Raw genomic sequence first — 13,262 nt, forward strand, 5'->3', positions numbered from 1 at the left:
CTCCGCTTCGCTCAGGATGACGAGAAGGACTTTCTGGGATGACGGAGGGCGGGACTTCCGGGCTCAGGATGACGATGACGGCGAAAGCTACCTCAGCGGGAACGGCCGGATGGCGTCGAACTCGCCGCGGAACGGAATGCCCGAAATGGCCTTGGAGCATATCGTCATGGCCAGCGTCAGCGCCACCAGTGCTGTGGCGATGCCCATGGCGAGGGTATAGCCCAGCCCCTTGAGCAGCACGCCGGACACCGCCGCGGCGAGCGAGCCGAAGACCATCGCGAACAGATCGGACACCGCGTTGATGCGACCGCGCATGTCGTTCGGCATGATCAGCTCCGTGTACGCGCCGAGCACCGCATTGCACGGGATGAGCAGCAGCGAACCCACGCCGCAGCATACGGCGATGATCCACGGGTTGTCCGTCAGCGTCATGCCCACAAAGGCCACCGGCGCCGGCGCCAAGCCGATCTGCACCACGCGCCCGCCGCGGAACCGCTTGGTCAGGGGCTCGGTGAACAGGGATCCGATCAGCATGCCCATGCCATTGAACGTGCTGATCATGCCGATGGTCCACGCCGGCGTGGAGATGGCCTGCTGGTGCAGCAACGCCACGGTGGAGCCCAGATTGAGCGAAAAGTTGACCAGCACGACCAGCAGCATCAGCACGGTGGCAGCGGGCCATTGGATGTACCAGCGCAGCGCGGCCGTCAGCGACTTGTCCGCATGGGAGGCGGCTTGGGCCTTCTCCTCCTCGGTGCGGTCATCATCTGCGCGCCCGGCCTCCGGGCGCAAATCGGCCTTGATGAACGGCGCGCAGGCCACCATCACCGCATACATGACCGCACTCACCATGAACGGGATGTCCGGCCCGAACGCGTACAGCCATCCGGACAGCGGACTGGAGAGCATATTGGCCACGGCATCGCGCGTCTCATTGGCGGCATAGGCCTGCGTGAGCTGGCCGCCGGAGACGATCTGCGGCAGCACGGTGTCCGTCACGCCGGAGAACAGACCGGAGGTGAGTCCGCGCAGGGCCGCGAAGACGAACAGCACGGGCACGGTCATGAGGCCGGTCGTCCACGCACCGATCATGCCGGCCAGCACCACGAAGGAGGCGAGGCCGCCCACGATCATGAGCTTCCTGCGATCGAAGCGGTCGATGATCATGCCGCCGATCAGCGTGGCCCCGCCGCGCACCAGCGAGTACGCGGTGGCCGCGAAGCCGGCGATGGCCACGTCATGGCTCACGGTGTAGCCCAGCAGACTGAACGCGAACGCGCCGATCGTCACGCCGATCAGCAGCGAGGTGTCCGCGGCGAACCAAACGCGATAGTTGCGATTGGACCACGGAGAGCTCTGCGACCGGGCGGATTCATTGGATTTGCTGGACTTCATGGCGATTCCTTCCTTCGGCATACCGCGATATCTTACGCGATATATCGCTTTAATTGCGATAATAGCCCTCCCCGATTTCGACACGCGCGGAGTCGAGCATCGCCCATCGTCCCTCCATCCTGGAGGCAGCAGTGGCCGCCTCCGTCATCCTGAGCAAAGCGAAGGATCCTTCGACATTCCGCGCAAAGCCGCAATGCGAAAAAGCTAAGGATCCTTCGACTCCGCCCTATCGGGCTTCGCTCAGGATGACGGAATTAGACTGCGATTGCTCAGGATGACGGAGGGCGGGTCGCGCTCGCCCAGGACGACGGGGCCAACTCATCGGCCAACAAAAAAGCTCCCCCGAAGGGGAGCTTGCGATCAGCGCTCAATCGGCCAAACGGCCCGGGATCAGGCGTGCCAGACGTCCTTGCCGGCGGCCTTGGCGGCGGCCACATCGGCGTCGAGCTGGGCCTCGGTGCCCTCGGACTCGCCGGTGATGAACTGCTCCACGAGCGCCTTGGCCTCATTGTCCTCATGCTGCACGGCCGGGGACTTCATGAAGTAGGCGGAGGCGGACAGCACCGGGCCGCCCAGACCGCGATCCATCGCGATCTTGCAGGCGCGCAGGGCGTCGATCACCACGCCGGCGGAGTTCGGGGAGTCCCACACCTCGAGCTTGTATTCGAGGTTCAGCGGCACATCGCCGAACGTGGTGCCCTCCAGGCGGACGAACGCGAACTTGCGGTCGTTGAGCCATGCCACGTAGTCGGACGGGCCGATGTGCACGTTCTTCGGATCCATGTCGTGCGGGACCACGGAGGTGACCGCGCGGGTCTTGGAGATCTTCTTGGATTCGAGGCGGGAGCGCTCGAGCATGTTCATGAAGTCCATGTCACCGCCCACGTTGAGCTGGTAGGTGCGGTCCAGACGCACGCCGCGGTCCTCGAACAGGCGGGCCATGACGCGGTGGGTGATCGTGGCGCCCACCTGGCTCTTGATGTCGTCGCCCACGATCGGCAGCTTGGCGTCGCGGAACTTCTGCGCCCACTCGGGGTCGGACGCGATGAACACGGGCAGGCAGTTGACGAAGCCGCAACCGGCGTCGATCGCGGCCTGCGCGTAGGCCTTGTCCGCCTGCTCGGAACCCACGGGCAGGTAGGAGATCAGGACATCGACCTTCTTCTCCTTCAGCACGGCGGCCACATCCACGGGCTCGGCGTCGGACTCGGTGATCATCTCGCGGTAGTACTTGCCCAGACCGTCGCCGGTGGGGCCGCGCAGCACCTCCACGCCCAGGTTCGGCACGTCGCAGAACTTGTAGGTGTTGTTCTGGGAGGCGAAGATGGCCTCGGACAGATCGGTGCCCACCTTGGCGGCATCGACGTCGAACGCGGTCACGAACTCGACGTCGCGAATGCGGTAGCCACCGAAGTTGGCGTGCATGATGCCGGGGATCTTGGCGTCGTCCTTGGCGTCCTTGTAGTACTCGATTCCCTGCACCAGCGACGAGGCGCAGTTGCCCACGCCGGCGATAGCAACGCGGATGCTCATACAGACACTCCTTGGGTAAGCGGATTTCGTTCCAATCGGTCAGTTTAGCGCCATCGGCTCAACAATGGATGGGCGATGGCTGCAAAACCGGTGCAACCGCGGGCAATTGCGACATTGGACGACATGTTGTCGCATAATCGTCGCGCCGCACGGAGCAGCACGGAGCAGCACGAACCGCTAGGACCAGACCGGTCCTGCACACTGCCCATGCACGCCAGCCCACGCGCACCGCCTTCGCCGCCGACGAACAAAACGTACGAAACCTATGGACGTTTCCCCGCCCGCCGGCCGCTTTTCAGCACTCGCCATTACGGTAGGTACCCATGACCAATGTGAGCAGAACCGTCAATTTCGCCCAGAGCGCGACGCGCGGCGCCGGCTCGGGCCGTTCGGCGTCAAGCCGCACCAGCAACGCCCGCCGTCGCAACGCGGGCCCGAAGAACCTCCGGCAGCGCGCCCAGCATGGCAAGGGCCAGCCGAAGCGCGGCAGGGGCGGCCCCAAGCGCCACCTGTTCCTCAAGTGGTTCGCCGGCATCATCGGCGCCTGCCTGGCGCTCGGCATCGGCGCATTCGCCTACCTGTACATCACCACGGAGATCCCGGAGCCGGAGAAGTTCGCGATGGCGCAGAAGACCACCGTGTACTTCGCCGACGGCACCACCGAGGTCGGCTCCTACGCCACGCAGAACCGCCAGATCATCAGCTGCGAGGCGCTACCCTCCTATGTGGGCCAGGCGATCGTCGCCTCCGAGAACCGCACGTTCTACACGGACCGCGGCATCGATCTCAAGGGCATCGCCCGCGCGCTCATCAACAACGTGACCAAGGGCACCCGCCAGGGCGGCTCCACGATCACCCAGCAGTACGCCGAGCGCTACTACATGGGCGAAACCACCACGTATCTGGGCAAGCTGCGCGAGGCGATCATGGCCACCAAGATCGCGCAGTCCGAAAGCAAGGACACCGTCCTATGCAACTACATGAACACGATATATCTTGGTCGTGGCGCGTACGGCATCGAGGCGGCCGCCGAGGCCTACTTCAACAAGGACGCCAAGGACCTCACGCTGGACGAGGCTGCGATGCTCGCCGGCATCATCCCCGCCCCCAGCGCATGGGATCCGGCCAAGAACGCCGCCATGGCCGAACAGCGCTTCAACCGCGTGCTCGAGATCATGTCCGAGGACGGCTACATCACCGCCGACGACAAGGCCAACGCGAAGATGCCCACCACCGTGGAGAACAAGCAGCAGAACGTGTACGGCGGCACGAACGGCTACATCCTGCGCATGGTGCGCGACGAGCTCACCTCCTCCGGCACGTTCACCGAGGACGATCTGGACACGGGCGGCTACAAGATCGTCACCACCATCCAGAAGGACAAGCAGGATCTGCTCTACCAGTCCGCCAGCCCCACGGCCAACAACATGCCCGACGGCGTGCAGGCGGGCGCGATGAGCGTCAATCCGAAGGACGGGTCGATCCTGGCCATCTACGGCGGCGAGGACTACCTGAGCCATCAGCTCAACAACGCCACGCAGGCGTACTACGAGGTGGGCTCCACCATGAAGCCGTTCGCACTGCTCACCGCGATCGAACAGGGCACCAGCCTCGACACGGTGTTCAACGGCAACTCGCCGCGCGAATTCGACGGCCTCGGCACGGCGATGACCAACTCCGAAGGCAAGAGCTACGGCTACATCGACCTGTACACCGCCACCGCCAACTCGGTGAACACCGTGTACATGGACATGGCCCAGCACCTCGGCAGCACCTTCGGCGCGGCGCAGATCGCGGACACGGCCAAGAAGGCCGGCGTCACCGGCAACATCACCACCGAGGGATCCGGCGCGGCCTACACCGTGCTCGGCAACGACGCGCTGACCGTCAAGGACATGACCCAGGCCTACTCCACCTTCGCCAACGGCGGCGCCAAGAGCACCCTGCACATCGTCTCGCAGGTGCTCGATGCCAACAACGAGAACCACTACAAGGCGCCCACCTCCACCGAGCAGGTGTTCGACGCCAACAACGTGGCCCTGCTGGACAAGGCGCTCACGGGCGTGGTGGAATCCGGCACCGGCAAGACGCTGAGCTCGATCGGCAAGACGATCGCCGGCAAGTCGGGCACCGCGAACGACGCCAAGGCCGTGAGCTTCATCGCCTTCACGCCGTCGATGGTGACCACGATCGCCCTGTGGAACCCCGGCCAGGACGGCTCCGCGCAGGTGATGCCCAAGATCAAGGGCTACTCCTACGGCATGGGCTATCCGGTCACGCTGATGAAGACCTATCTGACGCAGGCGCTCAAGGGCGTGGCCGACGAGGAGTTCCCCGAGGCGACGGACAACGGCAAGGTCGGCGGGCAGGACGGCACTTGGGGCACCGGCCGCCGGTACACCTCCTCCAAGCCAAGCACCGGCAGCAGCACCGGGACCGACGGCACCGGATCCACCGGCGCGGACGGCCAGTCGACCGCCACCGCCGAGCCCACCACCGGGGCCACCAGCTCCTCGGGCTCCAGCAACGGCTCGACGTCCGGCTCCGGATCCGGCACGCATACGGGAACGTCGGGGTCCGGCTCCGGCAGCGGATCGGGCTCCAGCAACGGATCCGAAACGGGATCGGGCAATGGATCCGGCAGCAACAGCGGGTCCGAATCAGGCAACGGCAACGGATCCAACTCGGGCAACAACTCGCAAAACGGGTCGGGCAACGGCAACGGATCGAACTCCGGGAGCAACAACGGATCAAACTCCGAATCAGGCAACAACAGCGGGTCCGAGTCAGGCTCGGGCAACGGCAACGGATCGAACTCGGAAAACGGGTCCAGCTCGGGCAACAGCTCGCAAAGCAAGTAGCTGGTCCAGCATACGGCCTACTGACCCGACAGCCTGACCCGACAGCCTGACCCGACAGCCTGTGCCCCCAGTTCCGATCTGCCCAGTTCCCATACCGCAAACTGGGCAGATCGGATCCCCTCCGCGCAAACTGGGCAAATCAGGACGATCGCCGCACGAACTGGGCAGATCTGGTCATCTAGGGCCCCAAATCGGCTTCCAGATGACCAGATCTGCCCAGTTCGCAAATGAAGAGGCCCGATCTGCCCAGTTCGCTCGCCGGTAGGCAGCGCAGCCGGTGATCCGGCGAACCGGCGAACCGGCGAACCGCACAACAGCGAGCCGGCGAACATAGCAATGCGCCCCGCGGAATCGAACGAATCGACTCCACGGGGCGCATTCGCGTAATCGCAGCCGATCAGCGCTCCGACCGGTTGATGGCAGAAATGATCGCCTTGAGCGAGCTGGTGATGATCGACGAATCGATGCCCACGCCCCAAATGATGCGGCTGTCGGCATCCTCGCCCACCTGGCACTCCACGTAGGAGGCGGCCATGGCGTCCGTGCCCACGGACATGGTGTGCTCCACGTAGTCCATGACGGAGGCGGTGATGCCCAGGTTGGACACGGCGTTGAGGAACGCGGCGATCGGGCCATTGCCGATGCCGGACAGCTCGCGCGTGACCGGCTCGTCCTTGCCCGGGTTGACGCCGCGATCAAGCAGCTTGACCTTGATCACGGTGTCGGAACCGTCCTCGCCGGAGCTGACGGCCACCTTGAGCAGCTTCAGACGGCCCCACTGCTGGAGGCTCTCGTCGCGCACATCGCCCACCACGGCACCGGCCGCGGTGGCGCCGGACTCCTCGACGGGCAGGTACTCGTCCTTGAACAGGCGCCAGATGTCCTCGTCCTTGACTTCCTTCTTGGTGTCGTCCGCGTACTTCTGCACGATCTTGTCGAACTCCACCTGCAGGCGCTTGGGCAGGTCCAGATTGTGGTTGGTCTTGAGCAGGTAGGCCATGCCGCCCTTGCCGGACTGCGAGTTGACGCGGATGATCGCCTCGTAGGTGCGGCCGATGTCCTTCGGGTCGATGGGCAGGTAGGGCACGAGCCACACGAAGTTCTCCAACGCGGCGCCGGCGCGGTCGGCGGCCACCTGACGGGCCTCCAAGCCCTTCTTGATGGCGTCCTGATGCGAGCCGGAGAACGCGGTGAACACGAAGTTGCCGGCGTACGGGTGGCGCTCGGAGATCTTGATCTGGTTGCAGTACTCCACGGTCTTGCGGATCTCCGGCACGTTGGAGTAGTCGATCTGCGGATCCACGCCCTGCGTGAGCAGGTTGAGGCCCAGCGTGACCAGATCCACGTTGCCGGTGCGCTCGCCGTTGCCGAGCAGACAGCCCTCGATGCGGTCCGCGCCGGCCAGGATGCCCAGCTCGGTGGCGGCCACGCCCATGCCCTCGTCGTTGTGCGGATGCAGGGACAGCACCACGGACTCGCGGTTGTCCAGATGCTTGGAGACGTACTCCACCTCGTCGGCGAACACGTTCGGCGTGGTCATCTCCACGGTGGCCGGCAGGTTGATGATCATCGGGCGCTCCGGCGTGGGCTTGATCACGTCGATCACCGCATTGCACACCTCCACGGCGTACTCCGGTTCGGTGCCGGTGAAGGACTCCGGAGAGTACTCGTAGTACAGGTCGATACCCTCGGCCTCGCCCTCCAGACGCTTGCACAGTTCGGCGGCGTCCGTGGCGAGCTGCTTGATCTCCTCCTTGTCCTTGCGGAAGACCACCTCGCGCTGCAGGACGGACACGGAGTTGTAGAAGTGCACGATCGCGCGCTTGGCGCCCTTCAGCGCCTCGTAGGTGCGGCGGATCAGGTGCTCGCGGCACTGGGTGAGCACGACGATGGTCACGTCGTCCGGGATGAGCTCGCGCTCGATCAGCATGCGGATGAAATCGAAATCGGTTTCGGAAGCGGACGGGAAGCCAACTTCGATCTCCTTGAAGCCCATGGACACCAGCAGATTCCAGAAGCGCAGCTTGCGCTCGGAATCCATGGGGTTGACAAGAGCCTGATTGCCGTCGCGCAGATCGACCGAGCACCAGCGCGGGGCGCGGCGGATCTTCTTCTCCGGCCACGTGCGCTCCGGGTAGTCGAACGGGATCTGCTTGTCGTACGCGGCGTACTTGGTGTACGGCATCGCGCTGGGCTTCTGCGGGGATCCGATGAAACGCGCCGGCGGCAGCAGCGGGTCGTTGTTCCCTCCATTGGATGCCGCGGCCACGGCTGCGAGATCAAACACGGATGATTGATCCTGACCCATTACTCCTCCTTTGCTTGGAAATTCGGCGCGCCGGTATTGCTTGGTGCGGCGCGCACGCCATTACGTTACATATCCGTAACAGACCCCCATCGTACCTTTTGCGCCGGCCAACGCCGCGCCCATGCCACATATCGATATCGGCCGGCGATCCACCCGTCCGATCCGAGCGTCCCGGCAACCCCCACCGGTACAGTGGTGACTATGAGAAGGACTTTGCGGTTCAGGCACGACGGGACCTTCCGCGTGCTGCAGATGGCGGATGTTCAGGATGGCCCGGATGTGGATCCAGACACCGTGGTGCTGATCGAGGCGGCCATCCGCCGCGCCGATCCCGATCTGGTGGTGTTCACCGGCGATCAGATCCGCGGCTACGACCCGGCTTGGATGCACACGTTCCTGCGCCGGCGCGGCGAGCGGCCCGGGGACAGCGTGCGCGAGGTCACCAGACTCGAGGCGTGGTGGCGCAGGCGCTTCGGCGGTCCGAACCAGCCCGGACCGGACGATTGGCCCGCCGGCGCGCTCATGGCCGACGCCCGCGCCAAGGTCCGCCGCTGCTTCGCGGGATTCCTCGCACCGATCGTCCGCGCCGGCGTGCCCTTCGCGGCCACCTACGGCAACCATGACTTCCAGTGCGGCATCCTGGCCGATGAGCAGGATCGCATCTACCGCGAGTTCCCCGGATGCCTCAACCCGGACGCCCAGCCCGACCAGCCGGGCCGGATTGCGTCCAGCCCGTCCGCCCCGATCCCCTGCGAGCCTGGCACCTTCGCCCTGCCGGTGATGGCGTCCGACGGTTCCAACCACATCGCCATGGGCGTCACGCTGGTCAATTCCGGCGACTACGCCACCGAGCATCCCTCACGATCGGACACGATCGACGGCGAGCCCTCCTCGCATCTCTCCCCCGCGGCCAGACGAGCGATCGGCCGCAACGCCAGCCGCAACGCCGGTCCCGCCACCAGTCAGGCCGACTATGCGCGGGACCCCCGCAAGATCGATCTGGCCGATTCGGACGGCTACGGCTCCCCCACCCCGCAGGCCCTTGCGTGGCTCGCCGAATCGCAGCGGGAGATGGTCCGCCGCAACGGCGACGGACGCCCGGTCCCCGCGATCGCCTTCCAGCACATCCCCCCGCAGGAGTTCTACGACTGCCTCAAGGAAGTGCCGGCCTTCACGCCCAACGCCGTGGAGGGCACGCGCGCCTTCGCCGGCCGCTGCTACGTGCTCGATCGGTCCGTCTGCCGCCCCGGCTCCAGACTGGGCGAGGCGATCGGCTGCGCGGATGTGAACTGCGGCCAGGTCCAAACGATGGTCGACGCCGGCGGCTATTTCGCGCTATTCTGCGGGCACGATCACAAGAACGCCTTCGTGGGCCATGTGGACGGCCTCGATCTGGGCTACGCCCCCACCTGCGGCTTCGCCTCCTACGGTCCCAAGTCGCGTCTGCGCGGCATCCGCCTGTTCGAGTTCCACGAGTCCGATCCGTCCCGCTACACCACGCGCATGCTCACCTACGGCGAGCTGGTGGGCCGCCGCAGCCGCAACGAGACCCGCGTGTTCTTCGGCGACCATCTGGTGACCGACGGCCCAAGCCTGCGCGATCAGCTGCGCCGGCCGAGCGTGTTCGTGACGCTCGTCGGCATCGCGGGAGGCGTGGCCGCCGCGATCGGATCCGCCTGCGCCCGTGGAGCGCGCCGCCTGCTGAACCGCCCGTCCCGCTAAGTGCCGCGGCCCTTCCCGTCATCCTGAGCGCTGAGCCGTTAAGCGGACAGCCCGGTGGGCTGTCCGTAGGTGAAGGGAGCCGCCGCCAAGGCGGCGACGGTCCGGCACAGCCGGACACCGAAGGGCGGAACCGAAGGATCCTTGGCCACTGTGCACCAATCGTTGTATGCATCAGTGCGGGGAATTAAGGATCCTTCGACTACGGCTGCGCCTTCGCTCAGGATGACGGGAAGGGGCCGCTGCGCCACGCTCAGGATGACGAGGGGAGACTCTGCCGCGCTCAGAACGGCGGAATGGGACTATGATGGAACGTATTCGATATCGGGGGTACGGCGGAGACGTCGGATCGTGTCATCGATGCACGGTTCGGCGACCGCCATCGAACACGAGAAGGAGCCATCGTGAACAGCTCAGCAGACCAAAACGCAGGACCTTCAGGTGCAATCGTTCCACTCAGCCCCGATGGCCTGAACGATCCCATCCCCCACGTCCCCGACGAGCTTGAGATCCTGACAAGACTGTCCCTGAGTGCCAATCCGGCTCCGGTGCCGGCCGCATCGCGCAGCAGGTGCGACGAGACGATGGACGCGATCAAGGCGTATATCCTGCGCGAACGCCTCCAGCCGGGCGACGTACTGCCCACGGAAACGCAGCTGTGCGACGCGATAGGCGCCTCCCGCTCCTCGGTGCGCGAGGCCGTGCGAAAGCTCGAGGCGCTCAACATCGTCAAGGTGGAGCATGGCAAGGGCACGTTCGTGGGTTCCCTGTCGCTGGATCCGATGGTGGAGACACTCGCCTTCCGATCCATGGTCTCCGTGGGCAGGAATTTCGCCGATCTGCAGGATGTAGTGCAATTGCGCCGGCTCCTGGATCTGGGTTGCGCCGACGAAGTGGTCGCCTCGCTGGCCGGCACCGAGCAGCCGCAGCTCATGGAACTGGCGGATGCGATGATCGCCAGCGCTGCGGAGGACCGGACATTTCTGGGACCGGACATCGACTTTCATCTGGGACTGCTCGATGCGCTGCACAACACGGTGGCCAAGCAGATGGTCCGATCCCTGTGGCTCGTGCACATGGCGGTGCTTCCCCAACTGGGACTGCCGGTGTCCGACGAACTCAATCGCACGGCCGACGCGCACAAGCGCATGCTGACCGCGGCGCTGGCGGGTGACGTGGACGGCTATCGCGAGGCCGTGATCGACCACTACGAGCCGATCGAATCGATTCTGCGACATCGCATCCAGGAGCAATAGTCCCCTCCGCTCAGCCCGAGCGTCCCTCCGTCATCCTGAGCGGAGCGGAGTGGAGTCGAAGGATCCTTAACCTTGTACACAAAGTCGCTTGCAACTATGCGCAGAATAGTAAGGATCCTTCGACTTCGCTCCGCTCCGCTCAGGATGACGGAGGGGCTCCATCACGCTGCGCCCAGGATGACGGTGAGGGCTCTCCGTTTCGCCAGCGACGTCACCGAAACAGCGACACCCCGCGGCGGGCCATGCAGAACGCGTTGCCCAGCCACGTGTGCCGGGAGTTCGGCCACACCGCCCCGAGTCTGGGCGCGTTCTGGCTCATCCAGATGCTCGGCACGCGGCCGTCGGCGCTGCGCGAGCCCAGCAGATTGAAACCGTTCTTCTCCTTGAGCCAGATGGGGTGCTGCGTGGCGATCGCCAGCCCCTCCTCCAGCGTGAGGGGGATGCGGCCGTCCGAATCGATCAGCTTGCGGGCCACATCGGGCTCGCGGTTGGTGTACTTGGTGCCCGTGTGTGGCTCGACCACGATGTAGAACGGGCCCTCGGGCGGCTCGAAACCATCCTGCGGCAGGAAGCTGGCGATGTCGCGCGGCGGCATGGTGGTGAAGCCGGCCATGCGGTTGATCGACGTGCGGGCGATCAGCGACTCCGGCGAGACCAGCTCACGCGTGGGCACCAGCAGGATCCGCTCGTCCAGATCGGTGTGCTCCAGCGCGGCGATCAGGGGACGGGCGAGCGATCGGAACGCGGCGGCGCTCATATCCGCCACGTCCGGGTATCCCAATGCCACAATGCGGTCCAGCTGGCGCTGCGCTTCCACGGATGCCTTCGACATGCCTCCAGTGTAGGACGGGCGGGTGCCGAAACGGACATTCCGGGCCGTCGTCGCGTCCATCCGGACACCGTCCATCCGGGCACCCGCCGCGCCTAGGGGTGCCCAATCGGACAAAAATCACCCGGGAATGTCCACAATGGCACCCATCCCCCGCGTCCGGGACGGTTTCCCCGTAGAATCGTTGGATACCGCGGTCGCCTGGAAAGGGGGCCGCCTGCGCACACCATCCCCCAAATCCAGAAGGTTGATATGTCCGAAAAGTTGAAGGTCGGCATCCTCGGCGCCACCGGCATGGTGGGCCAGCGCTTCGTGACGCTGCTCGAAAACCACCCGTGGTTCGAGGTGGTCACGCTCGCCGCGTCCGCGCACAGCGCCGGCAAGACGTACGAGGAGGCCGTGGGCGATCGTTGGAAGATCGAGACCCCCATGCCCGAATACGCCAGGCACATGGTCGTGGTCGATGGCGACGATGCCGAGAAGGTCGCCGCCGGCGTCGACTTCATGTTCTCCGCCGTGAACATGCCCAAGGACCAGATCCGCGCCATCGAGGAGCGCTACGCGAAGACCGAGACCCCGGTCGTCTCCAACAACAGCGCCCACCGCTGGACCCCGGACGTGCCGATGGTCGTCCCGGAGATCAACCCGGAGCATTTCGACGTGATCAAGTACCAGCGCCGCCGTCTGGGCACCACGCGCGGCTTCATCGCCGTCAAGCCCAACTGCTCCATCCAGGCCTACACCCCCGCACTCGCCGCGTGGAAGGAGTTCGAGCCGCGCGAGGTGGTGGTGAGCACCTACCAGGCCATCTCCGGCGCCGGCAAGACGTTCAGGGACTGGCCCGAGATGGTGGGCAACATCATCCCGTTCATCTCCGGCGAGGAGGCCAAGAGCGAAAAGGAGCCGCTCAAGGTGTTCGGCCACGTGGACGACGCCAAGGGCGAGATCGTGCCGTTCGAAGGCTCCTTGCGCATCACCTCGCAGTGCATCCGCGTGCCCGTGCTCAACGGCCACACCGCCACGGTGTTCATCAATTTCGGCAAGAACCCCACCAAGGAGGAGCTCGTCGACCGTCTGGTGAACTACACCTCCGAGGCCGCCCGTCTGGGTCTGCCGCACGCGCCGCAGCACTTCATCCAGTACCTCACCGAGGACGACCGCCCGCAGGTCAAGCTCGATGTGGACTACGAGGGCGGCATGGGCGTGTCGATCGGCCGCTTGCGCGAGGACTCCATCTTCGACTGGAAGTTCGTGGGCCTGGCCCACAACACCCTGCGCGGGGCCGCCGGCGGTGCGCTCGAATGCGCGGAGATGCTCAAGGCGCTGGGCTACATCGAGGCCAAGTGACTGGTTGCGCACCG

Annotated in this window: 8 protein-coding genes; 4 read left to right on the forward strand and 4 right to left on the reverse strand. The window is 65.4% G+C overall.

The genetic code is table 11. The features are described from left to right. Positions 1 to 87: 87 nt before the first annotated feature. The gene (locus EMO90_RS05640) at positions 88 to 1,395 is read right to left on the reverse strand and encodes an MFS transporter (RefSeq protein ID WP_190972042.1); all 1,308 of its coding nucleotides are present in this window, start codon (positions 1,393 to 1,395) and stop codon (positions 88 to 90) included. 390 nt (positions 1,396 to 1,785) lie between these two features. After that, positions 1,786 to 2,928, reverse strand: a complete 1,143-nt coding sequence (locus EMO90_RS05645; protein WP_150354391.1) for an inositol-3-phosphate synthase — start codon at positions 2,926 to 2,928, stop codon at positions 1,786 to 1,788. 323 nt (positions 2,929 to 3,251) lie between these two features. On the opposite strand from EMO90_RS05645, the gene EMO90_RS05650 reads away from it, so the two are divergent. Further along, complete coding sequence (locus tag EMO90_RS05650; protein ID WP_150354392.1) at positions 3,252 to 5,789, forward strand: transglycosylase domain-containing protein; 2,538 nt, start codon at positions 3,252 to 3,254, stop codon at positions 5,787 to 5,789. Between the two features lie 397 nt (positions 5,790 to 6,186). Here the strand turns inward: EMO90_RS05650 and leuA are convergent, their stop codons facing one another. Further along, positions 6,187 to 8,097 (reverse strand): 2-isopropylmalate synthase, encoded by a 1,911-nt coding sequence (gene leuA / locus EMO90_RS05655; protein ID WP_150354393.1) that lies wholly within the window; start codon positions 8,095 to 8,097, stop codon positions 6,187 to 6,189. A 201-nt stretch (positions 8,098 to 8,298) separates the two neighbouring features. Between leuA and EMO90_RS05660 the strand changes: the two genes are divergently transcribed. After that, positions 8,299 to 9,819 carry a metallophosphoesterase family protein gene (locus tag EMO90_RS05660; RefSeq protein ID WP_150354394.1) on the forward strand — a complete coding sequence of 507 codons (1,521 nt, stop codon included), beginning with the start codon at positions 8,299 to 8,301 and terminating at the stop codon, positions 9,817 to 9,819. A 467-nt stretch (positions 9,820 to 10,286) separates the two neighbouring features. Then, positions 10,287 to 11,072 (forward strand): FadR/GntR family transcriptional regulator, encoded by a 786-nt coding sequence (locus tag EMO90_RS05665; protein ID WP_190972046.1) that lies wholly within the window; start codon positions 10,287 to 10,289, stop codon positions 11,070 to 11,072. A gap of 211 nt (positions 11,073 to 11,283) precedes the next feature. Here the strand turns inward: EMO90_RS05665 and EMO90_RS05670 are convergent, their stop codons facing one another. Next, positions 11,284 to 11,904 carry a DUF5701 family protein gene (locus EMO90_RS05670; RefSeq protein ID WP_150354396.1) on the reverse strand — a complete coding sequence of 207 codons (621 nt, stop codon included), beginning with the start codon at positions 11,902 to 11,904 and terminating at the stop codon, positions 11,284 to 11,286. A gap of 249 nt (positions 11,905 to 12,153) precedes the next feature. Here EMO90_RS05670 and asd point away from each other — a divergent pair, with 249 nt between their 5' ends. Further along, positions 12,154 to 13,248 (forward strand): aspartate-semialdehyde dehydrogenase, encoded by a 1,095-nt coding sequence (gene asd, locus EMO90_RS05675; protein WP_150354397.1) that lies wholly within the window; start codon positions 12,154 to 12,156, stop codon positions 13,246 to 13,248. The last annotated feature ends 14 nt before the right edge of the window (positions 13,249 to 13,262 follow it).

The organism is Bifidobacterium vespertilionis (genome assembly GCF_008698145.1).
GTDB lineage: Bacteria > Actinomycetota > Actinomycetes > Actinomycetales > Bifidobacteriaceae > Bifidobacterium > Bifidobacterium vespertilionis.

What these genes read in the sequence shown, in the direction of transcription:
- EMO90_RS05640 (WP_190972042.1), bottom strand. Translation starts at nt 1,395, where the DNA reads ATGAAGTCCAGCAAATCCAATGAATCCGCCCGGTCGCAGAGCTCTCCG.
- EMO90_RS05645 (WP_150354391.1), bottom strand. Translation starts at nt 2,928, where the DNA reads ATGAGCATCCGCGTTGCTATCGCCGGCGTGGGCAACTGCGCCTCGTCG.
- EMO90_RS05650 (WP_150354392.1), top strand. Translation starts at nt 3,252, where the DNA reads ATGACCAATGTGAGCAGAACCGTCAATTTCGCCCAGAGCGCGACGCGC.
- leuA (WP_150354393.1), bottom strand. Translation starts at nt 8,097, where the DNA reads ATGGGTCAGGATCAATCATCCGTGTTTGATCTCGCAGCCGTGGCCGCG.
- EMO90_RS05660 (WP_150354394.1), top strand. Translation starts at nt 8,299, where the DNA reads ATGAGAAGGACTTTGCGGTTCAGGCACGACGGGACCTTCCGCGTGCTG.
- EMO90_RS05670 (WP_150354396.1), bottom strand. Translation starts at nt 11,904, where the DNA reads ATGTCGAAGGCATCCGTGGAAGCGCAGCGCCAGCTGGACCGCATTGTG.
- asd (WP_150354397.1), top strand. Translation starts at nt 12,154, where the DNA reads ATGTCCGAAAAGTTGAAGGTCGGCATCCTCGGCGCCACCGGCATGGTG.